18 protein-coding genes are annotated in these 23,649 nt (G+C 62.1%); 3 read left to right on the plus strand and 15 right to left on the minus strand.

Annotation, left to right across the window (positions count from 1 at the left end):
* The first annotated feature begins 3 nt into the window (after positions 1-3).
* Positions 4-1,467: a hypothetical protein gene (locus C7T36_RS04070; RefSeq protein WP_045070866.1), complete on the plus strand. Its 1,464-nt coding sequence runs from the start codon at positions 4-6 to the stop codon at positions 1,465-1,467.
* Positions 1,468-1,503: 36 nt separating this feature from the next.
* Here C7T36_RS04070 and C7T36_RS04075 read toward each other — a convergent pair whose 3' ends face one another.
* The 6 genes from C7T36_RS04075 to C7T36_RS04100 form a co-directional block, all read right to left on the minus strand.
* Entirely contained in the window at positions 1,504-2,616 is a 1,113-nt protein-coding gene (locus C7T36_RS04075; protein ID WP_033236951.1) for an NDMA-dependent alcohol dehydrogenase, read from the minus strand.
* 47 nt (positions 2,617-2,663) lie between these two features.
* Positions 2,664-4,163, minus strand: coding sequence for an aldehyde dehydrogenase family protein (locus C7T36_RS04080; protein ID WP_045071237.1), 1,500 nt, complete (start codon positions 4,161-4,163; stop codon positions 2,664-2,666).
* A 107-nt stretch (positions 4,164-4,270) separates the two neighbouring features.
* The gene (locus C7T36_RS04085; RefSeq protein ID WP_045070868.1) at positions 4,271-5,938 is read right to left on the minus strand and encodes a sigma-54-dependent Fis family transcriptional regulator; all 1,668 of its coding nucleotides are present in this window, start codon (positions 5,936-5,938) and stop codon (positions 4,271-4,273) included.
* Between the two features lie 3 nt (positions 5,939-5,941).
* The gene (locus C7T36_RS04090) at positions 5,942-7,579 is read right to left on the minus strand and encodes an AMP-binding protein (protein WP_033236953.1); all 1,638 of its coding nucleotides are present in this window, start codon (positions 7,577-7,579) and stop codon (positions 5,942-5,944) included.
* Between the two features lie 166 nt (positions 7,580-7,745).
* Positions 7,746-9,095, minus strand: coding sequence for an MFS transporter (locus C7T36_RS04095; RefSeq protein ID WP_045070869.1), 1,350 nt, complete (start codon positions 9,093-9,095; stop codon positions 7,746-7,748).
* A gap of 219 nt (positions 9,096-9,314) precedes the next feature.
* Positions 9,315-9,860, minus strand: a complete 546-nt coding sequence (locus C7T36_RS04100) for a hypothetical protein (protein WP_033236954.1) — start codon at positions 9,858-9,860, stop codon at positions 9,315-9,317.
* Between the two features lie 186 nt (positions 9,861-10,046).
* Between C7T36_RS04100 and C7T36_RS04105 the strand changes: the two genes are divergently transcribed.
* On the plus strand, positions 10,047-10,922 hold the full coding sequence (locus C7T36_RS04105) for a glycosyltransferase family 2 protein (RefSeq protein WP_052683641.1): 876 nt from the start codon (positions 10,047-10,049) through the stop codon (positions 10,920-10,922).
* Between the two features lie 15 nt (positions 10,923-10,937).
* Here the strand turns inward: C7T36_RS04105 and eutC are convergent, their stop codons facing one another.
* The 9 genes from eutC to mftE form a co-directional block, all read right to left on the minus strand.
* Positions 10,938-11,711: an ethanolamine ammonia-lyase subunit EutC gene (gene eutC / locus C7T36_RS04110; RefSeq protein WP_045070871.1), complete on the minus strand. Its 774-nt coding sequence runs from the start codon at positions 11,709-11,711 to the stop codon at positions 10,938-10,940.
* On the minus strand, positions 11,708-13,120 hold the full coding sequence (locus C7T36_RS04115) for an ethanolamine ammonia-lyase subunit EutB (RefSeq protein WP_045070874.1): 1,413 nt from the start codon (positions 13,118-13,120) through the stop codon (positions 11,708-11,710). Before C7T36_RS04115 ends, eutC begins: the two co-directional genes overlap by 4 nt.
* The gene (gene eat, locus C7T36_RS04120) at positions 13,117-14,580 is read right to left on the minus strand and encodes an ethanolamine permease (RefSeq protein WP_092801744.1); all 1,464 of its coding nucleotides are present in this window, start codon (positions 14,578-14,580) and stop codon (positions 13,117-13,119) included. Before eat ends, C7T36_RS04115 begins: the two co-directional genes overlap by 4 nt.
* Positions 14,581-14,692: 112 nt before the next feature.
* Entirely contained in the window at positions 14,693-15,265 is a 573-nt protein-coding gene (locus C7T36_RS04125) for a DUF779 domain-containing protein (RefSeq protein WP_045070876.1), read from the minus strand.
* 58 nt (positions 15,266-15,323) lie between these two features.
* Positions 15,324-16,847, minus strand: a complete 1,524-nt coding sequence (adh, locus tag C7T36_RS04130) for an aldehyde dehydrogenase (protein ID WP_033236961.1) — start codon at positions 16,845-16,847, stop codon at positions 15,324-15,326.
* Positions 16,848-17,012: 165 nt separating this feature from the next.
* Positions 17,013-18,320 (minus strand): helix-turn-helix domain-containing protein, encoded by a 1,308-nt coding sequence (locus C7T36_RS04135; protein WP_045070879.1) that lies wholly within the window; start codon positions 18,318-18,320, stop codon positions 17,013-17,015.
* 73 nt (positions 18,321-18,393) lie between these two features.
* The gene (gene mftG / locus C7T36_RS04140; RefSeq protein WP_045070881.1) at positions 18,394-19,881 is read right to left on the minus strand and encodes a mycofactocin system GMC family oxidoreductase MftG; all 1,488 of its coding nucleotides are present in this window, start codon (positions 19,879-19,881) and stop codon (positions 18,394-18,396) included.
* Positions 19,878-21,275, minus strand: coding sequence for a mycofactocin biosynthesis glycosyltransferase MftF (mftF, locus tag C7T36_RS04145; protein ID WP_033236971.1), 1,398 nt, complete (start codon positions 21,273-21,275; stop codon positions 19,878-19,880). Before mftF ends, mftG begins: the two co-directional genes overlap by 4 nt.
* A gap of 70 nt (positions 21,276-21,345) precedes the next feature.
* Entirely contained in the window at positions 21,346-22,038 is a 693-nt protein-coding gene (gene mftE / locus C7T36_RS04150; protein WP_045071240.1) for a mycofactocin biosynthesis peptidyl-dipeptidase MftE, read from the minus strand.
* Positions 22,039-22,410: 372 nt separating this feature from the next.
* On the opposite strand from mftE, the gene C7T36_RS04155 reads away from it, so the two are divergent.
* Positions 22,411-23,649 (plus strand): HNH endonuclease signature motif containing protein, encoded by a 1,239-nt coding sequence (locus tag C7T36_RS04155; protein WP_045070883.1) that lies wholly within the window; start codon positions 22,411-22,413, stop codon positions 23,647-23,649.

Raw genomic sequence — 23,649 nt, forward strand, 5'->3', positions numbered from 1 at the left:
CGCATGACACACGGCCAGAGCGTCGACCGCGACCTACTTCAGTCCGGGCAACAACGCCTCGACGCCCTGGGACCTCGATTGACCGGCACTGACGCGCATCATGCGGTGGTCGAGGAAGTCGCCCGTGAGTTCGTGGATCTCGGACTAGAGGTACACCGTGATTCGCACACCTTCGAGCGTTGGGATCTACCTCAGCGTGCCGACGGACTGCGCATCGAACTGCCGACCGGACCGGTGCGAGTCTCGTCCGCATTCCCCTACTCCGGACTCACCGGACCGGCTGGGATCACCGCACGTCTGGTCTATCTGAATGCCAAGCGCCCCTCGTGGTCGAAGGCCAAAGGTGCTATCGCTGTGATCGAGGTTCCCCACGTCGACCTCCCGCGCTCGCTGCTGGTGAGTGAGTGGGGACCGATGGTGACGGACGAGACCCTGCGCAATCCGGTGCTCTCCGCGACGCTGTTGGGGCCGAAACTCGAGAAGGCCCGCAAATCCGGTGTCCTCGGCGTGATCGCGGTGTGGCGTGGCATTGCACCGGACAACGCTCTGGGACAGTATCTTCCGTTCACTCAGCCGTATCACGATATTCCGGCAGTGTGGGTGGCGGGTGACGAGGGCGCACAGGTCGTTGCTGCCGCCCATTCCGGTCAGCAGGCGACTCTCGTATTGGACGCAACCTTGCATCCCGGAACAACAACCGACACCGTCTGGGCCGTCTCCCCCGGCACTTCACCATCGGAAACGATTCTGGTCATCACACACAGCGACGGGACGAACGGGGTCGAGGAGAACGGCCACCTCGGCATGATGGAGTTGGCTCGCCATGCTGTTGCACAGCCACATCGACGGTCGTACGTGTTTGTTCTGACCACCGGTCACCTGCGTATTCCCGCGGTGTCCGAACACGGACAGGCAACGTCGACGTGGCTGGAGGCCCACCCCGACATGTGGAAAGGCGAAGCGGGCCAGTCACGCGCGGTGGCCGGGATAGCAATCGAGCATCTGGGCGCTCTCGGCGACACCGAGGACACCGTACTCGGCACCTATACGTTGGACGCGACCCCGGAACCGGAACTGCTGTACGCGACGAGTCGGGAAGTCCACGATATCGTCGCACCGCTGTGGCGCGACATCGGTAGCGGCGACCGTCGAATCGTCGCCCCCTGCCCCGTCATTCATTTCGGTGAGGGTGAACCGCTGTTCGAGCGCAAGATTCCGGCCGTCGCATTGGTGACAGCGCCGCAATACCTGCTGGCGTTGCGCGAACCGGACACAGCCACACACGTGGACATCGACGTTATGGCGCAACAAGTCCAGAGCTTCCGCGATCTACTCGACGCCCTCGACGCAACGGACTCCGCAGCGTTCGGCTCGGTAGTCGGGCGGACGGTGTTCGCGAAATTCTCGGCATTGTTGAAGCTGATGCAGATCCTGAAAAAAGCAAAAACCGCTGTGCGCCTTTATTAACCGACCGCGGTTAACAAAGGCGCACAGCAGTTTGTCCTACTTGTCGTGAATGATCACGCCACGGATGTTCTTACCGTCACGCAGATCCTGGTAGCCCTGGTTGACGTCTTCGAGGCTGTACGTGTTGGTGATCAGTTCGTCGAGCTTGAGCTGACCCGCATCGTAGAGACGCAGCAGGCGCACGATGTCGTACTGCGGATTCATGGATCCGAACAGCGTGCCCTTGATCGTCTTCTGGTTCAGCGTCAGGTCGGTACCCGACACGTGAACGGTCAGCTTGGCAGGATCGGCGAGTCCCGTGATCACCACGGTGCCGCCCTTGCCGATTACGGCCGTCGCTGCACTGACGACGTCCTCGTCGACGGTGCCGACCAGGATCAGTGCGGCGTCTGCGCCCTGGCCCCACGTCAATTCGTTGACCTTGACGGCAGCGCTCTCGGCGTCCGCAAAGGCATGGGTTGCACCGAATTTCAGTGCGGTCTCCCGCTTGAGCGCAACCGGATCGACCACAACGACGTACTTGCAGCCGGCCGAAACGGCGCCCTGGACCGCGTTGATACCGAGGCCACCGATGCCGTAGATCACCGCGGTGTCACCGGCGCGGAGGTTACCGGCGTTGACGGCGGTTCCCCAGCCCGACGGCACGCCGCAACCGACGACCACTGCGGTCTCCAAGGGAAGCCAGTCGTCGATCTTGACGACCGAGTGCTGCGAGATGGTGGCCCGCTCGGAAAATGTTCCGAGCATGCACATTCCGCCGAAGTCCAGGCCGTTGCCATGGAACCGGAAGGACCCGTCCGGCATGGAACCTTCGAGGATGGTGGCGCCCATGTCACACAGGTTCTGACGACCGGTCGAGCAGTAGCGGCACGTGCCGCAGTTCGGGATGAAGCTACACACGACGTGATCGCCCGGCTTGACCTTCGTGACACCGGGTCCGACCTCTTCGATGATGCCCGAACCTTCGTGCCCACCGACAATCGGGTAGCGCGGTGGGAGATCACCGTCGGTAAGGTGCAGATCCGAATGGCACAGTCCGGCAGCGGTGTACTTGATCAGTACCTCACCCACCCCCGGGCCGTCGAGGTCGAGTTCCATGATCTCGAAAGGCTTTCCGGGCTCGAGCAGTACAGCAGCTTTGGTCTTCACTGGTGATCTCCTTGATTGTCGGACGAGAGAATGTGCGATGGGGTCGATCAGAGAGCGATGTTGACGGCCTTGGTCTGGGTGTAGAGGTCGATGGCGGATGCGCCGAGTTCGCGGCCCCAGCCGGACTGCTTGTATCCGCCGAAAGGCATCGCGGTGTCGAAGCCGTTGTACTGGTTGATCCACACCGAGCCGGCCTTGAGACGCTTGGCCGTGCGATGGGCCTTGGAAATGTCACGAGTCCAGATGCCGGCGGCCAGGCCGTAGATGGAATCGTTTGCGGCAGTGATGGGTCCGTCGTCCGCGTTGAACGGCAGTGCCGCCACGACGGGTCCGAAGATCTCCTCCTGGACGATCGAGAACTCAGGCTTGACGTCGACAAAAACCGTCGGCTCGACGAAGTAGCCCTGATCGCCCCAGCGGTTGCCGCCGGTGAGTGCGCGTGCGCCGTCGGCGATTCCCTCGCGAAGGTATCCGGTGACCTTGTCGAACTGCTCCTGCGACACCAGCGGCCCGAGCTGGGTGGTGGGATCGAGGCCCGGACCGATCTTGACCTGGCTCGCAGCGTGCGCGACGGCTTCGGTGAACTTCTCGAAGATGGTGTCCTCGACGTACAGACGAGTACCCGCAACGCAGCACTGACCGTGGTTGAACAGCCAGGCGTTGAGTGAACCCTCCACCGCGGAATCGAAATCCGCGTCGGCGAATACGATGTTGGGGCTCTTGCCACCGAGCTCGAGCGTGACCTTCTTCAGGTTGCCTTTGGCGGCGTCGACGATCTTCTTACCCACCTCGGTGGAACCGGTGAACGCGATCTTGTCCACGTCGTCGTGGCCGGACAGTGCAGCACCTGCATCGCCGAAGCCGGGAACAATGTTGACAACGCCGGGCGGGAAGCCGGCTTCCTCGAAGACCTCGGCAAGAAGCAGAGCGGTGAGCGGAGTCTGCTCGGCCGGCTTGAGGATAACGGTGTTGCCTGCGGCAAGTGCTGGGGCAAGCTTCCACGACGACATGAGCAGCGGGAAGTTCCACGGCACGATCAGTCCGCAGACGCCGATCGCCTCACGCAGTGTGTATGCGTGGAACTCGCCGCCGGGAGAGAAGGGCATGGACACGTTGACCGTGCTGCCTTCGATCTTGGTGGCCCATCCCGCGTAGTAGCGGAAAACGTCTGCGGCCCAGGCCACGTCGACTGCTGTGGCGATGGCGACGGACTTGCCGTTGTCGAGAGCTTCGAGCTGGCCGAATTCTTCGGCGCGGGCACTGAGGATGTCGCCGACGCGCCAGATCATCCGCTCGCGCTCGTTTGCCTTCATGCGCGACCACGGTCCGTCTTCGAAAGCTGTGCGGGCAGCGCGTACCGCTCGGTCGATGTCTTCGGCCTGGCCGTGCGCCACGTCGGTGAGCTTCTGCCCGTCAGCCGGGTTGTACGTCGAGAAGGTCTTGCCGGAGGCCGCGTCGACGAATTCGCCGCCTATGTATAGCTTTTTCGGGCCGTTCAGGAATCCCTGTACCGCGGAACTGATGGTGTGCTCGGCTACTGCCGTCATCGGAAACTCCCTGAAGTAGTGAGGTGCGAATGTGATGCACGCCATACTTCCGCGCTTCCGCGGGTGCTAACTGTCCGAACTTTGTACAACTGAGTTCGGACAGCAACTTAGACAGTGATGTCGAGTGCCCGCATCCGCGTGTACAGGGTGCTTCGGCTGATACCGAGCTGCGCCGACGCGTGAACCTTGTTGCCGCCGCAGTCTTTCAACGCTCCGATGATCGCCTGACGCTCCGCTTTTTCCCGTCCTGCCAACCGCGACACCTTGGTGGTCGTGCGATAGTCCTCAGGCAGGTCGGTGACGTCGATGCGATTGCTCGCGCGATCGCCCGCGGCGCGATGCAGCACAACTCTCAATTCGGCGAGATTGCCCGGCCAACTGGCCGCTGTGAGCGCCTCGGCAGCACTGGCGGTCAACCTCAGTTCGGGCGAGATCCCTTCCAGCATCGCCTGCGCCAACTCGGCAATCTCGGCTTGCCGCTCGCGCAGTGGGGTGATGACAACTCTGGAAGCGCAACGCGAGAGCAACGCCGCGATGGTCGGCGGTAGGTCTGCTACTGCTCCACTGGTCATAACGATCCTCGGCCCCTCAGCGCTGGCGTCGATCAAGTCCGCGATCATGGGCAACACCGAATCGGGAAGCAGCTGCACCTGTTCGATCACGACAACACCCGAGCGCCTTCGGGCAGCTCGCACGAGATCGGTGACCCATTGCTCACGGCCGTCGAAGGCGATTCGCGTGGCATCGTGCCAACTGGCGTCGACGCTCCCGACCACGTCCGATGCTGCCGAAGTTCGACCGGAACCTGCTTCACCCGAGATGGCAACTGCGGACGACGACGCCCGCGCCCGCATCAGATCGCGGCGCAGTCGTTCCCCCGGAGACGGAGTCCGCTCGTGCGTTCGACGAATTGGCGCCCGCTCACGCTGGAGTGGTTCGACCAGGAAAAGCGCTCCACCGTCGGCGCCGGAAATTCTGTCGGCTTGAACTCGCGCGAGTGCACCGGACGCCAATTCGACTGTTACCAATCTCGATTGGTCCGGGTTGAGGTCGGCGATCAAAGACCGGAGCGATACGTGGTCTGCGGTGTCCAGCAGATCCAACGCCGTTCGGTTGCTCAGCAAAATGTCGTCGCCGATGGCCGCGACGGCAATGTTGCGCTGATGCGACACTCTCTGGAATGCGTCGACCAATCGCTGCTCCGACGCTTTCGATCCCTCGAGTAGTCGCTTCTCGATGTCCGCCGCTGCCCGCGCAAGGAACGGCGCGAACAGTGGGTTAGCTTGCGAGACAATACCGGTCATGTCGAGAATGCCTTCGACCCGGCGAGTCACCGGGTGCAGAATCGGCTGTCCGTAGCAACTGAGACCTTTGAGGCTGTCGAGAAAATGCTCCTCGCCGTGGATCACCACGGCTCTCCCCACCTCGAGCGGCGTACCGAGGGCGTTGGTGCCGGCATGTTCTTCACCGAATCGTGAACCGTTGACTACACCCAAACGCTCGATCGTCCGCTCGACCAGACGGTCCGAGTACACCGACGCGACAACGCGGCACTCCCGATCTGCCAGCAGGACACAGAATCCGGTGCCCGCGAGCTGCTGCGCAACTTCGTCGAGCACCGGAGTAGCCGCGCGCAGCAACCGGCTCTCGGCATCCTGGTCGGCGGTATCCACTGCGATTGCCGCGGACGGGTCGACTCCGCTGAGCCGCGAGCGTTTCCAGGAAAGCGCGATCTCGGGCCGAACCGGATCGCGAGTTCCTGAAGAATCGAACACGACTCAGCCCTGCCCGATCAGTTCCATTGCCTGTTCGCGCATCGCGATCTTGCGCACCTTTCCGGTGACGGTCATGGGGAATTCGTCGACGACATGCACGTACCGCGGAATCTTGTAGTGCGCCAATTTACCTGTGCAGTAGGCACGTACGGCGTCGGCGTCCAGTTCGCGTGCGCCCTCGCGCATCTGAATCCACACCATCAACTCCTCGCCGTACTTGGCGTCGGGCACGCCGATCACCTGCGCGTCGAGGATGTCGGGGTGGGTGTAGAGGAACTCCTCGATCTCGCGGGGGTAGACGTTTTCGCCGCCGCGGATGACCATGTCCTTGATCCGTCCGGTGATCGCGACGTACCCGGCCTCGTCCATGACACCGATGTCGCCGGTATGCATCCACCGGGCAGCGTCGATCGCCTCCGCAGTCTTTTCCGCGTTCTCCCAGTACCCGAGCATGACCGAGTACCCGCGCGTGCACAGCTCGCCCGGTTCTCCGCGCGGCACCGTCAATCCTGTTGCCGGGTCCACGATCTTGATCTCGAGGTGCGGTCCGACGCGTCCGACCGTTTCGGTGCGCTGCTCGATGGAATCATCCGAGCGGGTCTGGAGTGACACGGGAGACGTCTCTGTCATGCCGTAGCAGATGGATACCTCGGCCATCCCCATGCGATCGATGACCTGCTTCATCACCTCGACCGGGCAGGGTGAGCCGGCCATGATTCCGGTTCGCAGGCTCGACAGGTCGAATGTATCGAACTCCGGCAACGCCAACTCTGCGATGAACATCGTCGGCACACCGTAGAGGGACGTGCATTTCTCCGCTTGCACAGCCTCGAGTGCCGCACGCGGATCGAATGCCGGACCCGGAATAACCATCGCGGCACCGTGACTGGTGCATGCAAGGTTGCCCATCACCATGCCGAAGCAGTGATAGAAGGGCACCGGAATGCACACGCGGTCGATTTCGGTGTAGTGGCACAACTCGCCGACGAAGTAGCCGTTGTTGAGAATGTTGTGATGACTGAGCGTCGCGCCCTTCGGGAAACCGGTAGTGCCCGAGGTGTATTGGATGTTGATCGCATCGTCCGCAGACAAGGCAGCCTGCGCAGCGGCGAGAGGAGCCGGATCGCTTGCCTGCGCCGCCAACCCGTCCGCCAGCACGCCGTCCCACTCGGGTGAACCGAGCAGGATCACCGACGTCAGATCAGGGCACTGCGGCCGCACCGTCTCGATCATCGACGCGTAGTCCGAAGTTTTGAAGCTGGCCGCAGACACCAGTGTCGAGATTCCGGCCTGCTCGAGCACGTACTGCAACTCATGCGAGCGATACGCCGGATTGATGTTGACCAGGATCGCGCCGATCTTTGCCGTCGCATACTGCGTGAACGTCCATTCCGGACAGTTGGGAGCCCACATCCCCACCCGGTCGCCCTTCCCCACACCACGGGAAAGAAGTCCGGCAGCGAGTCCGTTCACTTGTTCGGCGAACTCCCGGTACGTCCATCGTCGACCGCTGGCATGGTCGATCAACGCATCACGGTCGCCGTGCGCGGCAACCGTGCGATCGAGATTGTCTCCGATGGTGTCGCCCAGCATCGGACCGTCCCATACTCCGGACGTATAGCTGGGCAGCGGCGTACTCATGTGTTCTGTCCTCTCCGGTTACCTGTTCAGGCACCTATGAGAGGGGCCGCCGCAGCGGACCCTCTCATCTACGAATTTACTCGATTCGGTGTGATGCACGACATACTTCCCGGTGCGGGGTGTCCGTAACTGTCTGAAGTCCGGACACCCCGCCCGACAACTGTCCTTACAGTGCGTGGTCCTTGGTCTCGACGAGCGCCCAGGTGCAGACGAGACTCACCACACCGAGGATTGCGAGCATGATTCCGATGGCCATGCTCCCGTAGGCCGAGGCCAGCGGGGCTGCGATCAGCGGGGGCACCGCGCCGCCCAGAACACCGGCGAGGTTGTAGCCGAGGCCGGCACCGGTGTAGCGGTAGCGGGTCTGGAACATTTCCGGGAGCAGTGCGCCACACGGGCCGTAGGCGATTCCGAAGATCATCAGAGTGCCGAACATTCCGAGGATGAATGCAAGAGGGGTTCCGGTATCGAGGAGCGGGAACAGAATAAGTGCCCACACCACAGCCAGACCACACGAGATCATGATGACCTTGCGACGTCCGATCCGGTCCGAGTACAGCGCGGAGACGATGATCGCGGCGCCGAAGACAAAGGCGGACGCAATACCGACGGACAGGACGAACGGGCGGGAGAATCCGAGCGTCTTGGTGCCGTAGCTCGTGAGGAATGCCGTACCCATATAGAAGAAGGCAAACAGGCAGGCCAGCGCACCGGCCGAGAGGAGAATTTCCTTGGTCTGAAAACGCCATGCATCCAGGAACGGGAGGGTGCGGGGGGCTTCGTTCTTCTCCGCTGCGACGCGATCAGCTTGCTCCGCCTTGAAGACCGGAGTTTCTTCGATAGCGAGGCGCATGTAGAGGCCGATACCGACGAGCACGATGGAGAACAGGAACGGGATTCGCCAGCCGTAATCGAGGAATGCCTGGTTGGTGTCGCCGAGAACTGCGCCGGTGATGAGGAACGTGCTGCTCGAGAGAACAAAAGCAATGGCCGGGCCGAGTTGCGGGAACATGGCGTAGAGGCCGCGTTTGCCGGGCGGGGCGTATTCCGCGGTGAGCAGGGTTGCGCCCGCCCATTCACCACCGACTGCAAATCCTTGACCGAAGCGCAAGAGCACCAAGATGATCGGAGCTGCAACACCGATTGTGTCGGCGCCGGGCAGCAAACCGATGAGCAGCGTCGAAATACCCATCAGCAACAGAGTGGAGATGAGCGTCTTCTTGCGACCGATGCGATCTCCGAAGTGCCCGAACAACATTGCGCCGACCGGCCGTGCGATGAAGGCAACGGCAAAGGTCGCGAACGACGCCACTGTGCCGGCAGTGGCCCCGAGCGCCGGAAAGAAGACCGTCGGAAAGACAAGCGCCGCAGCGGTTCCGTAGATGAAGAAGTCGTAGAACTCAATGGTCGTGCCGATACAACTGGCGATGGCAACTCGCCGCACACTCGTTGTCTTCGCGGGGGCTGCCGCAGTGCCTGCGGCACTCGATCCCCCTGCGGGAGAGACTGTGGTCACTCGATTCCTCCGTGGTCCGGTGGTGTTGCCCTGTGGGCTTCACCGTCGATAAGAGGAAAGGTAGTGATCCGGCTCACCCCCGCACTACCCCCGAAAGGGGGTGGGGGGTGATGCGCATCACGCTTCATGTCCTGAAGTAACGAGTTTCACTTCGCTGTGACACGACGAAGGCCGTCCGACTCCCGGGGGAGACGGACGGCCAACTGCGAGAAACTACGCTCAGTTCTCCGACTTGCCAGCCGCCTCGCACAACTCCTGGCGGATCTCCACCCACACCGTGGCGTACGAGTCGATTCCCTGTTCCGCAATCCACTTCGACTCCCCCGCTTGAACTTTCGCAAGCGCGTCGGAGAACAAGTCCTGATACCGCGACAGGCGCGGAACAAACGCGGACAGATCGTCGAACACGTTGGACGCGCGGCGATCCAGCTCTGCCAGCGACGCGGCGTCAGCACTGGCGAGGAGAGCTGAGAATTCCTCGTCCAACGGCAGGAAGGCTTCGAGGACCTCGAGAATCGAATCCTCGTCGATGGACACGCGCTCGGCATCGAGCTGATCGTTCAGCTCGGCGAGACCCTTGTCCGTCAGACTGATCTCATTGTCGCTCTCCACGGCCTTACCCTGTTCGACCAGGGCGTCGTACGCGGCCTGTCCGGATGCCGCACTCACTCCCAGGTGCTCGGCAAGAACACCCGATCCGACGCGTTCCTTGAGCCGCACCGACTGAAGCAGCGCCAATTCGTCCACGTTGCCGGCAAAGGCCATCGTTCTCTCCTCATCACGTGCCGCCTTGGCGGCTCTCACACTGGTGCGACATACCGAAACAGAATCGCAAGCCCTGACGGGCTCGACAGCAATCACATCACAGGAGCGGCCACACCAGCGCTGCTACCTGCGACCAGCGGCAAATCCGACGCAGCGGCTTTACCAGGCATACGGTATCTTTGGCGCGTGAAACCGCACCTTGTGTCCGTGGTAATCCCTGCGTATAACGCCATGGACCACATCGGCGAACAGCTGACCGCGCTTTCCTCGCAGGATTACGAGGGAGCACTCGAAGTCGTCGTTGCCGACAACGGTTCCACCGACGGACTCGCCGCGTACATCGCGACCCATCCGTCTACCGATGCCCTTTCCCTCCGCCTGGTGGATGCGTCGGCCGGACGGGGCGGCGGCTACGCACGCAACGTCGGGGTTGCCGCATCCAGTGGCGATTTCATCGCATTCTGTGACGCAGACGATCGCGTCCACCCGTCGTGGCTCAGTGCGATCGTCCGCGCCGCCGAAAACTCGGATGCCGTTGGCGGAGTGGTGGAAACCGCGTCGATCAACTCGAGCGAGGTTGCCACGTGGCGCACTTTCACCGGAACGCAGTTCGGCAGTGAGGATTTCCTCCCCTACGGCATTACCTGCACCTTCGGCATCTGGCGCACAGCATTCGACAAGGTCGACGGATTTGATCTCCGATACGTCAATTCCGGCGAGGATATCGACCTCTGCTGGCGCCTGCAGTTGGCCGGCATGACGCTGGCACACGCACCCGATGCCGTGGTTGCCTACCGCCTTCGTGACACGTATCGCGGAACCTGGAATCAAACCCGCGCCTACGGAATCGCCACGGCGCAGTTGTACTCACGGTTCCGTCAACACGGTCAGCGCCGGACTGCTCCTCGTATCGTCGCCGCGACCCTCCTTGCCTTGCTTCTCTTCAACCCACTTGTACCCCAACGGATCTGCCCGATGCCCCGCGGTAGGTGGTTCGTCCACGCCGGCAATCTGGTGGGGAAGGTTCAGGGAAGCATCAGATATCGAGTGCTCTTCATCTGAGCACTGTTCTGGGCACTACTCGAGGGTCAGCACCTCACCCGATGCCAACTGGTCTGCCCGCGACGTGTCTTTGAGGTCTACACCGGAACGCCCCAGCTTCCGGGCACCGGCCACCAAACCCGCGACAACGCGGGCTGCCTGCTCGTAGCCCAGACCTTCCGGTGGATGGATGTTGGAGATGCAGTTTCTGTCCGCGTCCGTGCGTCCGACTCGAGGAAGATGGGTCAGATAGATCCCGACGCTGTCGGCAACCGAGAGTCCAGGCCGTTCGCCGATCAGGACCACTGCAGTCTGCACACCCATCGCCGCCGCGATGTGATCACCCAACGCAACCCTCGCATTGGTCGCGATGACGGGCGGCGCAATCGAATACGTCGTTCCCAGCACGGCAACAAGCGCTGTGAGCAACTGCTCACCGTGATCCATGAGGGCGCGCGGTGAGAGTCCGTCCGCGAGAATGAATCCAATGTCCTGGTCCGACGTTTCGATCGCACGCAGATCAGCCGGCCGGCGTCCCAAATCGGGTCGGCGTAAGTACTCGCTCCGGGTGGACGCGCCGCTGGTCACCACCACGGGCGCTCCGATTCCGACGGCTTCGACCCGTCGAGCGAGAATCTCAGAATCGAGCGGAACGTGAACGGCATCCCGCGCGGCAGCGTGAGCGGCTTTGAACTCGAGCACTCGCGTGGTAGGCAACGAATCTCCAGTGCGGCCCAAGCCGATTCGAGACTGCGTTGTCGAACGGAGCGGACTCCAGAAATCGACAACCGGTGCCGAGTCGTCGCTCATCGGTTCACCGTCAGTGCTCGCAGCGGTGAGAGGGAGGCGTCTACGGGCAATAATCGTCCATCGCCGTCCGTCATCCCCAATCCGTGCAGCCATGCCTCGAACTCCGGGGCAGGTTGCAGCCCCAACACCCGGCGCACGTACAACGCGTCGTGGAATGCCAGACTCTGATACCCGAGCATCACGTCGTCCGCCCCGGGAACCGCGATCACAAATGCCGCACCCGCCACGCCGAGCAGGGTCAACAGGTTGTCCATGTCATCCTGGTCGGCCTCGGCGTGGTTGGTGTAACACACGTCAACGCCCATCGGCAGTCCCAGCAGTTTGCCGCAGAAATGATCCTCGAGGCCCGCTCGGATGATCTGTTTACCGTCGTACAGGTACTCAGGCCCGATGAATCCGACGACGGTGTTGACCAGGAGTGGTTCGAGGTCGCGGGCCACCGCGTACGCGCGCGTTTCGAGAGTTTGTTGATCGACGGGAGCGCCGCCGGTGCCGAGGTGAGCGCCGGAACTGAGCGCCGAACCCTGCCCGGTCTCGAGATACATGACGTTGTTCCCGACAGTCCCCCGGTTCAAGGACCGACCGGCTTCGTTGCCTTCTCGGAGCAGCGGAATACTCACTCCGAAGCCGGAATTGGCGCCTTCGGTGCCGGCAATCGACTGGAAGACGAGATCGACCGGTACACCGGATTCGATCAGTCCGATCGTCGTGGTCACGTGGGAGAGCACGCAGGATTGTGTCGGAATCTCGAATCGCTGCCGGATGTCGTCGAGGAGGTGCAACAGATCCGATGTGGCCTGCGGAGAGTCCGTTGCCGGGTTGATCCCGATGACGGCGTCGCCGCAACCCAGGAGGAGACCGTCGAGCGTGGCCGCGGCGATTCCCCGCGGGTCGTCGGTGGGATGGTTGGGTTGTAGCCGGGTGCTCAGCCGACCAGGCAGACCGATGGTGGTCCGGAAACCTGCGGTGACGTTGATCGCCTTCGCGACCGCAATCAGATCCTGATTACGCATGATCTTGCTGACCGCCGCTACCATCTCCGGGGTCAAGCCAGGACTCACCGCCGCAAGTTGTGCCGCGGCACCTGGCGCCGACGCAGTCTCGAGGAGCCAGTCCCGCAAGCCGCCGACGGTCAGGTGCGCGATCGGTTGAAAGGCCAGACGGTTGTGACTGTCGATGATGAGCCGAGTGACCTCGTCGTCCTCGTACGGAACGAGGAGATCTTCCAGAAATACTTTCAACGGAAGATCTGCCAGAACCCACTGGGCAGCAGCGCGTTCCGCGTCGGAGTGCGCCGCGCAACCGGCCAGTTCGTCACCTGATCGAAGTGGTGTCGCCTTGGCCATGAGGTCGACGAGACTCTCGAACGAGTAAGTCGTGCCCGAAACCTGTTGGTGGTACATGCTCATTCCAGTTCTTCTTCCGCCTGTGCAAGTACAGCAAACTCCTCGTCCGGCGAGTTGGCAACAAGATGATGTCGACTGTAGAGACCAAAATAGGCCATGAGAACACCGAACGCGACGAGCGTGAGAAGTGCTGCGATCGGATCGACCAGGAACGTGGCGACCACGGATATCGCTGCGACGACAAGAGCAAATGAAGTGGTGGCAATTCCGCCGGGAGTCCGATACGGACGGGGCATGTTCGGCTCCCGCTTGCGAAGCACGATGTGGCTCACCATCATCAGCACGTAGCTGACAGCCGCGCCGAACACCGCCATGTTCAGCAGCATCGCGCCTTCTCCGGTGAGCGACAGGGCAAACCCGATGACTCCGGGGACTACGAGCGCAAGTGTCGGGGCCTTGCGTTTGTTTGTCACCGACAGATTCTTGGGCAGGTATCCGGCACGCGAGAGCGCAAAGGTCTGACGGGAGTACGCGTACATGATCGAGAAGAAACTCGCGACCAGGCCGGCGAGCCCGATGTAGTTGACAACCTTGGCGGCGCCACTGTCACCGAGCGCTTCGACCAGCGGGTTTCCGGACGTGGACAACGCGTCGGCACCCAATGCGCCGGTCGCCAGGAACAGAACTGCTGCGCCCGTGACGATCAGTATCAGCATGCTGATGATGATGCCGCGCGGGACGTTCTTCTCCGGCTCGCGCGCTTCCTCGGCTGCGAGCGGAACACCTTCCACCGCAAGGAAGAACCAGATCGCGAAGGGAACTGCCGCCCAGATTCCGATCAAACCGAAGGGCAGGAACGACGACGACCCGGCCGCGGAAGTATCGACGGCGATGTCGGTGAGATTCGACGAATCGAACAGTCCCACAGCGGAAACCGCAAAGACGACAAGGCCGACGAGAGCAATGGCGGTAATCACGAACATCGCCTTGAGCGCCTCACCGGCACCGGTGAGGTGAATGCCGATGAAGATCGCGTACACCGCGAGGTAGACCCACCAACCGTCGGTGATTCCGAACAGATTGAGCGACTCGACGTACGCACCGATGAACGTCGCGATGGCGGCCGGTGCGATGGAATACTCGATGAGAATCGCAGTGCCGGTGGCAAATCCACCCCATGGACCCAAGGCACGACGGGCGAATGTGTACCCGCCACCAGCAGCCGGGAGAGCCGACGACATCTCGGCCATGCCCAGCACCATCGCCAAGTACATGCCGGCGATGACAACGGCAGCAATCAACAGACCGCCGAATCCGCCCTCGGCCAGTCCGTTGTTCCATCCGGCATAGTCGCCGGAAATCACATAGCTGACTCCCAATCCGGCCAGCAGCACCCATCCTGCCGTGCCTTTGCGGAGTGTTCGTTTTTCGAGATACGAATTGTCTTCTGCATGAAAATCGGCGCCGTCGTGGTGCGCGCCCGTCGACTTGTCCGGCACGTGCTCGGAAAGAGACATGTCCATCCTCTGAATCGGTCAAGAATTCAACGACGCCAGTGCCCGGCGCCGCGTGGCTCAACAGTATGGGTGAGAAGTAATTGGCAATCGCCGCGGCGATGACGGGACTGTAAAACGCTCAGGCTCGGCCGGCCATGCCCGGAACCGGGCAAGCGTCCACCGCTTCGGCCACAACCTGAGGAACTGTTGGCGGAAGGGGACGCACCCCGGCCTCCCACTGCGCGCCGACCAAGATTGCGGACGAGTTGAGCACATCGTTCTCTTGCTGCGTGAAAGCCCGTGCTCGACTGAGGAATCGGAACCCTTCAGGAGACTCCAGACTGAAACCGCTGCCACGACCGGGCACAACGTCCAGAACCAGCTGGGTATGCTTCCACGCTTCGAATTGGGATCCGGAAATCCAGACCTGAACGGCATCCGTACCCGCGGGCAGGTCGACCGGAACCTCACCGACCCCAAGTCGCAGATCGATGACGCCGAGCAGTACGTCACGGTCACCGACGATGAACTCGCCTGCGGGATAACACATCGGTGCGCTGCCGTCGCAGCATCCACCGGATTGGTGCATCATCAGTTCGCCGTGGTTTCCGCTGAGGCGGCGCAGAAGATCAGCCGCCCCAGCGGTAGTCACGAGACGGGGTGGAACGACGCCTGCCGTGTCATCAGTTGCGGTGACATCAGTAGCGTCCATTCCAGCCTCCGTGTGTTCGTATTCTCGTGTTGTCTTTACCTGGTGCGCGAAGCGAGGATCAGAAGAATCCCTGAGCCTTCTGCGCGTAGCTGACCAGGAGGTTCTTGGTCTGCTGGTAGTGCGAGAGCATCATCAGGTGGTTCTCGCGACCGATACCGGACTGCTTGTATCCACCGAAGGCGGCATGTGCCGGGTACTGGTGGTACGTGTTGGTCCACACTCGGCCGGCCTGGATGTCACGGCCCGCACGGTAGGCAACTCCACCATCACGCGACCAGACGCCGGCGCCGAGACCGTAGAGAGTGTCGTTGGCAAGTTCGATGGCCTCGTCGTAATCCTTGAAGGACGTGACGGATACGACCGGGCCGAAGATCTCTTCCTGGAAGATGCGCATCTTGTTGTTGCCGGTGAAGACCGTCGGCTGCACGTAGTAGCCGCCGGAGAGGTCGCCGCCCAGCTGAGCCCGCTCGCCGCCGGTGATGACCTTGGCGCCTTCGGCCTTGCCGATCTCGATGTAGGACAGGATCTTCTCGAGCTGATCGTTGCTGGCCTGCGCGCCGATCATGGTGTCGGTATCGAGCGGATCACCTTGGCGCACAGCCTTGGTGCGGATTGCAGCCATTGCGAGGAAGTCGTCGAAAATATCTTCCTGGATCAACGAACGCGACGGGCACGTGCAGACCTCGCCCTGGTTGAGCGCGAACATCGTGAAGCCTTCGAGCGCCTTGTCCTGGTAGTCGTCGTTAGCGGCGAGCACGTCGGAGAAGAAGATGTTGGGGCTCTTGCCACCGAGTTCGAGGGTGACCGGGATCAGGTTCTGCGACGCGTACTGCATGATCAGGCGTCCGGTGGTGGTTTCACCGGTGAACGCGATCTTCTTGATGCGCGGGCTCGATGCGAGCGGCTTGCCGGCCTCGACGCCGAATCCGTTGACGATGTTGAGAACACCGGCAGGCAGCAGGTCACCGATGATGCCGATGAGGTGCAGGATCGAGACGGGCGTCTGCTCGGCAGGCTTGAGGACGATGGCATTTCCGGCAGCAAGTGCGGGAGCCAGCTTCCACACGGCCATGAGGATCGGGAAGTTCCACGGAATGATCTGACCGACTACACCGAGCGGCTCGTGGAAGTGGTACGCCACGGTGTCGGAGTTGATCTCCGAGAGCGAACCTTCCTGTGCGCGAATCGCTCCCGCGAAGTAGCGGAAGTGGTCGATGGCAAGCGGGATGTCCGCGTTGAGGGTTTCACGAATCGGCTTGCCGTTGTCCCAGGACTCGGCAAGCGCGATGGATTCGAGGTTCTCCTCCATGCGATCGGCGATCTTGTTCAAGATGATGGCGCGCTCGGCAACAGAGGTCTTGCCCCAGGCCGGTGCCGCCGCGTGTGCTGCGTCGAGAGCGAGCTCGATGTCTTCCGCGGTGGAACGTGCCACGTCGCAGAAGTTCTGTCCGGTCACCGGCGTCGGATTCTCGAAGTACTGACCCTTGACCGGAGCAACCCATTCGTTGCCGATCCAGTTGTCGTATCGAGACTGGAAGGACATGATCGCGTCGGCGGTACCTGGGCGGGCGTACACGGTCATTGCAAGCTCCTATGTAAACGTGATCTTCCTGGGCACAGTCACGAGATCGGTGACTGCAGTCCCACCCCGCGGTGGGGTGTGATTCACAACACTAGGAGTTGCAACGTTGCAACTACGTTGCGTCGGTGCAACGCGCCCGTTCGGTCGGTGCAACGCGCCCGTTCCTCAGAGGCCGAGTTGCCGGTCCAGAAGATCAATTTTTGCCTTGACCTGCGAATACAGTGCAGATTTCGGGTCTAGTGTCGACAGGTACGCCTCCCAGACGACCGAATCCTCCCGGCCATGTACCGACGTGGTCCACTTGGCGAGAAGGTTGGCGTCGCCGCCGCGAAGAAGCGCGGCCTGAACCCGAGTGCGCAGTTCGTCCCGGATTGCGTCGATGCCCGGAGCGGTGGATCCACTCAGGACCGGGCCGGAATACAAGCGCAAGGCCGTCGCTGCGTCACCGCGATCCAGAGCCTTGCGGACGTCGTCGACGTCGGTGGCGAACTCGGTAATGATGCGATAGGGCCTCGACGCCAACCGATCGGCGCCGAAAACCTTACGAAGGCGAGACATCTCGGCGCGAACAGTGACACCGTCCAATTCACCTTCGTCGAGGAGAACCGCAAGGTGATCGGCGCTGAGCCCTTCCGGATGTTCCGCGAGCAGAAGCAGGATCTCGGCGTGACGTTGTGAGACCGGAATCCGCTCACCGCCGCGTACGAGAGTCGGCCGTCCGCCGCCGAACGTCTCCAGCCTCGGAGCTGAGGCAGTGAGCGGGATCGGCGAGTTGATCAGGTGGAACCGCAGTTCCGATTCGGCGGCGGCCACCGTTGCACGAATCAACGACAACACTTCCGGGACGGCAACCCGAGGTCCACCGGTGATGTCGATGGCGCCGAGAATCTGTCCGGTCGTGGGGTCGTGGACAGGCGCGGCCGAACAACTCCAGTCGTGCACGGTGCGGTTGAAATGCTCCGAACCGAAAATCTGTACCGAATGATCGAGCGCGAGTGCCGTCCCCGGAGCATTGGTGCCGACGCGGTCTTCACTCCAGTCGGCGCCTTCGACAAAATTCATCGACAGTGCCCGGTCCTTGGCGGCGCTGTCGCCCTCCACCCAGAGCAACCGACCGTGTGCGTCGCTGATCGCGATCAGCAGGCCTGTATCCGCTGCATCCTCTACCAGCAGTTTTCGAACCACCGGCCGGATGAGAGACATGGGATGGGACGAGCGATAACTCTCGAGATCCAGCCCCTCGAGCATCTCCGGAGCACCGACGACGTCAGGATCGACGCCCTTGTTTCGACTACGCATCCAGGATTCGAGCACGACGGACCGCACGCGCGAATCGTCCGCTATTGCAGCCCCGTCGTGGGCGTCGATAAAGGATTGATGGGCACTCGACAGTCGACGTGCCAACACCGCTACGTCATCTCCGGGCCGCACTGCTACCCACGGGTTGCCGTACACAGCCTGTTCACGTGCCATATTCTGCGTTCCTCCGCTCCCCTGCCACTGTAGTGCCGATCACATCACAATGGTGAAGATGGTCGGTTGCTCTTCACGCCCGCGCAGCGTCACGCACCAGTTCACTTGCTCGTTCAGCCAGCATCACCGCAGTTGCATGGGGACCGCGAGTGGGAATCACCGGCATGATCGATGTGTCGACAATACTGAGTGCCTCGACGCCGAGGACACTGCATCGATCGTTGACAACCGCATCCGGATCGAACTCCGAACCCATGACGCAACTTCCCGACATGTGCAGCGACGTGCCCAACCGCGATTCGATCCACTCGTCCGAATATTCGATCTCGGGCCGCCGGATCATCCCGGTCTTCGCAATGGTTTCGAGCAGGTCCTCCGCGATCTGCATTCCCCGCCGGAGGACTCGACGATCGTGCGCTGAGTCGACGTAGTTGTATCGAATCCGCGGCGATCCACCGGGCGCCTTCGGATCGAGCTCGACGGTTCCGCGGCTGCGCGGAGCCATCAGCACCACTCCGATCCCATGATCCATCTGCGGAATTCCGGGTACCAAATCTGTGAACGACGCTGTGTACGGACGTATTTCGAGGTCCGCGTCGTTCAGAGCCATTTCCAGCACCGGGGTCTGCGGCCGCAATGCCTCCGGAACCGAATACCGGTAAGGCAGCAGCACTTCCGGGTGATCGACAAAACCCTGCCCCACGCCCGGAAGGTTGACCACCACCGGAACATCATGAGCCACAAGCTGATCAGCCGATCCGACGCCGGAAGTGAGGAGCAGGAGCGGCGTCGCAACCGCGCCGGAGCACACCACGATGTGGCGCCCGCGGATGCGCCGCAACGCTGTGCCGTCGAGGACATCGACGCCCACCGCCCGCGTCCCGGAGAACACGATCCGCAGCACGGTGACACCGACATCGACGGTGAGATTACGACGCCCCATCGCCGGCAACAGGTAGCCGACCGCAGTACTGATACGACGATGGTCCGAGATATTCAACGGGACCGGGCCGACGCCGTTCGAATCCGGCGCATTCTTGTCGGCGTCCTCGGGGAAACCCGCTGCACGTGCCGCGTCATGGAACCGACTGCTGAATGGATGCATGTCGTCGAGTTGGCGCCGACGCACCGGAATTGGACCATTGTCACCGTGATACGGCCCGCCGAAATCGTGATCGGTCTCCGACTTCCGGAAGTACGGCAGCACCTTCTCGTAACTCCAGGAATCGGGCCAGAGGTCAAAATCTGTGCGCGTGGCCCTCGCGAAGTACGCACCATTTACCGCGCCGCTCCCACCGAGAGTTCGCCCACGCGAGACGGTGGCGCGTCGACTTGGCGTCAATTCGACCGGATACGTCCAGGTGTGTTCACTAGCCGGTCCCACCGGGAGCAAATACGGATCATCGAGGACACCCGGAAGATCAACCGTCGAACGATATCCACTTCCTGCCTCGAGAAGAAGCACCTGTGCGGCCGGGTCCTCGCTGAGTCTCGCCGCGACCACACAGCCCGTGGTGCCGCCACCGACCACCACGAAGTCTGCGCGATCCGGAACGCTCACTTGGTGATTCGGGGCTTCAATGCCGCCAGGTCGCGCGCCTCGATCGCACCACGCCACAGGCCGAATCCGTACGCGACGTCGTCGGCCCGTTTGAACAACACGTACCGAACCGGACCCAAACCACCTGGCTCGCGGTGCCGATACCAGTCCACCAGCCCTTCACTGACGGCCGCGGCAATCGCCAATCGCCGGATCTTGCGTGAGCTGATCACCGCCAACAGCGTCACCGGCCAATAGTGACGGCACATCGCCGACGCCAATTGCCAGAACCCGCCCACAAATCCTTGGGCAGTGAGAATCGCCGCGATGCGCGTCGGCTGCGTCAGACCAGTGAACATCTTCCGCAACCGGAACACGGTGAACAGCAAAGCGCCGAGCGCTCCGGCCAACCCCGACTTGGTGAGCGTTGCTGCCGCAACACACGCGAACAGCGTCGAGACCGACATCGCCATGGGCGGCACCGAACCCGGATGGCGTGCAGCCAACGGCGCAGCGCCGGTTCCGTAGAAAGCTCGTCTGCTGAACCATTTGCCGAACTGAACCCGATGGTCATGGGCGACATTGGCAACCGGTTCGTAGCGCAGTCGCCAACCGGCTGACTGCAGGCGCCAGCAGAAATCGACGTCCTCGGCCACCTCGAGGTTTTCGTCGAATCCCTCGCAGTCCAGAGCCACGTCGCGCCGCACGATCATGGCCGCACTGGGTACGTACGACACCGGACTGCCGGACTTGACGGCGGCTTCCTTCCGCCCGAGATCCAGGGAGGAACGCATACTTTCATACCGAGCCAGTGACGTCCCGTAAGGATCGAGGGCCACAATTCGCGGCGCTACCAGCGCCACACCAGGATCACTGAAGTGCCCTAGCATCAGCTCGAGCCAGCCTGCTCGCGGAATGACGTCGGAGTCGAGGAACGCCACGAAACATGTTTGTGCCGAACGCAATCCCGTATTACGGGCCGACGAGGGACCACGCGCATACTCGTGCCGGACAACAGTGACAGTTCCCGTACCCGGGTAGTCCCGCCGCGGATCGAGAGGAACGTCGGACCCGTCGTCGACAACGATCACCGCCAGATCCTTGAGCACCGGCAACAACCGCTCGATGCCGGCAACGTTGTCCTTGACCGGAATCACGACAGTGACGTCAGCCGCCGACGGCGTCGACATGGGCCGAGGATTCGCGACGCCCGAATCGAGCAAATGGCGCGCCACCGCGGCGCTCTGGTGGTCGACAACCTCGAGGAAGCCGTCGCCGATCATCGCCGCTGCTGTCGGAGCCAGTTTGAGCATGCGCGTAGGCGAACCGCCGATGAGCACGCGGCCACCCGAGTACGTGCGAACTTTGGGATCCAACCGAATGCCGAAGCCGTCGGGGAGTCGTGCGGGTCGCATCAGGCGATCGTCAGGGAAAACACCGCGAATCGGTTCGGGTAGATCGCCCGCCCCCCATCGGTAACAACCATCACCGAAGCCTCCCATCCGGGCCCGGACTCCACCGGGCCAGTCCATCCGTCACACGTTGCACCAACTCGTCGAAAATGTGCGCGCCGTCCACGGCACTTGCCTGAACTGGATCACCCAGAACACCGTTATCCGACACAGCGACCATACCGCCCGAACGCAATCCTGGCATCAGGTCTGAGATAGGAGAAATATTTCCTACCTCCGCCAGGTTCATATCTACACATTCCGGCGAAAGGTGCAGTAAGAGGCTGGTTTCTGTCCTGCCCGCGTGGGCGTCCGCCCCCGGAACCGCACAAGGCACCCAAGCTGCATCCCGGCCTTCGTATCGCAACAGCGCCACAGCCTTTGCCAACGCCGGACCGTTTCCACCATGACCGTTGACAAACAGCACCCTCTTCGCCCACCGGAATGCCGACCGTCCGTACTCGACAACCACCATTTCCATGACCTCGGCGCCGATGGAAATCGTCCCGGCAAAACCCTCGTGCTCCCCGCTCGCTCCGTACTCGAGGGCCGGGGCAACCACGACGCCGGGAAGCTCGTTCGACACCGCCCTCGCAATTCGGGTATCGGTGTCCAGCGGCAAGTGCGGGCCATGCTGCTCGAAAGAACCGACCGGAACCACGACGGTGTGCGCAGACCCCTCGAGTCCTGGGCTCGGGATAGCGGACAGTTCACGGGTTTCGGTCATGATGAGATCATATTCGTCGGCCGTTCGCGCATGGGCAGCGCACATGCCCCGGCACAAAGATCCCCCTACAGTGACCAGAAGTCAAAGTCTGCCATTTCAATCAAGGGCGGATAACAGCACGAAAGCGTCGCATGACGAAGCACCAATACCTCTGGTACCCAGAAGTATTCGGCACCTAATTGCTACAGCAGGGTTACTTCTTGCACACGGCGTGCTGCTCGCGACTGCAACCCTGGCGACACCAGGAGATCACCGAGTCGCGTCACCAGAAAGACGAAAATTACTGCATATCAACAACTATCGGATCTAGATTCAAGAAACCTGTCCGATATGTCCCTAGGAATCGAAATCCTGTTCGACTAAAATTAGTGCATGGACAGTCGGGAAGCGTGGCAATACGACGGCGAGGGCCTCAAGAGCGAGGTTCTCGACCTCGCTCGCGCCCGGCACGAGATGCAGTCCCGCATGGTTGTGATGATCACGGAAATGTTCACCCGCGACACCCTCGGCGGCCAAGGATTCCGCGCCATCGCGCAGTGGCTGCACCTGTCCACCAATCTCGAGATCGGTGAATGCAGCCAACTTGTCGGCCTGGCGCGGTTGTTCATGCTCGAACCTGTTGTCGGACAATCTTTTCACGACGGCGACATCGACGCGTTGAAAGCGCGTCAGGTCGCCCACTTCTGCCAGCGCCCGCCCAAGAACATGAGCCTCGCCGACGTCGAGAAAGCCCGCGAGATCCTCCTGGCCCTCGCCTCGAAGAAGGTCACCGACTGCGATTCCGTCCGCGCGGCCATTAGACGGATCCAGAAGCAGTACGGCAACCGTGCCGACGGAGTGCCGGCCGGTGAAGATTCCGAGCTCAACGAGTTCTACGCCTCCCGCGGACTGTACGGGCGAGTCAGCGTGAAAGGTGACCTCGACGCCGTCAACGGTGCCCGTCTCATCGCATTACTGTCCGCCCTCTCGGCGCCCACACCGGAGAAGGACGGTGTGAAAGACGGACGCACCCCGGCACTTCGACGCGCCGACGGGTTCTGCGAAATGCTGCGCCGCTACGAAGCCGCGGGCCTCGGTCCCGTCGAAGGCGGCGTGAAACCGCACCTGACGATCACCGCCACCGCAAAAGACATGACCGATCTTCAGGCCCTCAAAGACATGTTGCCTTCCACCGAGGAACTCGGGTACGCGATCACCAACTGGGCCGGCCCCATCAGCCTCGACACCGCCCGAATGCTGGCCTGCGACTGCGAGGTCACCCGAATCCTCCTCGACGGCAACGGTGTTCCGCTCAATCACGGCATGAAGGCACGCCTTGCCAGCGTCCCGCAGCGGCGGGCCTTGACGGTGCGAGATGGTGGATGTGCCTTCCCCGGTTGCGGCACTCCACCGGGCTGGTGCGATGCCCACCATCTGATCCACTGGCTCGATGACGGCCCCACGGACCTCGACAACCTGATCCTGCTGTGCGGTCACCACCATCGGATGATGCATCACACCGAGTGGCGAGTCGACATCGGAGACGACCGAAAAACCCGGTTCTATCCACCAATGTCCGTGGATCCGTACCAAGTTCCCGTTCCCGGGAACACACCACCAACAGCAGCCTGA

This window comes from Rhodococcus sp. AD45-ID (assembly GCF_003023755.1).
Taxonomy (GTDB): Bacteria; Actinomycetota; Actinomycetes; order Mycobacteriales; family Mycobacteriaceae; genus Rhodococcus_F; species Rhodococcus_F globerula.

Coding starts and splice junctions, on each gene's coding strand:
- mftE (WP_045071240.1), bottom strand. CDS start 22,038: ATGACCGAAACCCGTGAACTGTCCGCTATCCCGAGCCCAGGACTCGAG.
- C7T36_RS04100 (WP_033236954.1), bottom strand. CDS start 9,860: ATGGCCTTTGCCGGCAACGTGGACGAATTGGCGCTGCTTCAGTCGGTG.
- C7T36_RS04115 (WP_045070874.1), bottom strand. CDS start 13,120: ATGAGCATGTACCACCAACAGGTTTCGGGCACGACTTACTCGTTCGAG.
- C7T36_RS04090 (WP_033236953.1), bottom strand. CDS start 7,579: ATGAGTACGCCGCTGCCCAGCTATACGTCCGGAGTATGGGACGGTCCG.
- C7T36_RS04155 (WP_045070883.1), top strand. CDS start 22,411: ATGGACAGTCGGGAAGCGTGGCAATACGACGGCGAGGGCCTCAAGAGC.
- C7T36_RS04135 (WP_045070879.1), bottom strand. CDS start 18,320: ATGGCACGTGAACAGGCTGTGTACGGCAACCCGTGGGTAGCAGTGCGG.
- C7T36_RS04080 (WP_045071237.1), bottom strand. CDS start 4,163: ATGACGGCAGTAGCCGAGCACACCATCAGTTCCGCGGTACAGGGATTC.
- eutC (WP_045070871.1), bottom strand. CDS start 11,711: ATGAGCGACGACTCGGCACCGGTTGTCGATTTCTGGAGTCCGCTCCGT.
- C7T36_RS04125 (WP_045070876.1), bottom strand. CDS start 15,265: ATGGACGCTACTGATGTCACCGCAACTGATGACACGGCAGGCGTCGTT.
- adh (WP_033236961.1), bottom strand. CDS start 16,847: ATGACCGTGTACGCCCGCCCAGGTACCGCCGACGCGATCATGTCCTTC.
- eat (WP_092801744.1), bottom strand. CDS start 14,580: ATGGACATGTCTCTTTCCGAGCACGTGCCGGACAAGTCGACGGGCGCG.
- C7T36_RS04070 (WP_045070866.1), top strand. CDS start 4: ATGACACACGGCCAGAGCGTCGACCGCGACCTACTTCAGTCCGGGCAA.
- mftF (WP_033236971.1), bottom strand. CDS start 21,275: ATGCGACCCGCACGACTCCCCGACGGCTTCGGCATTCGGTTGGATCCC.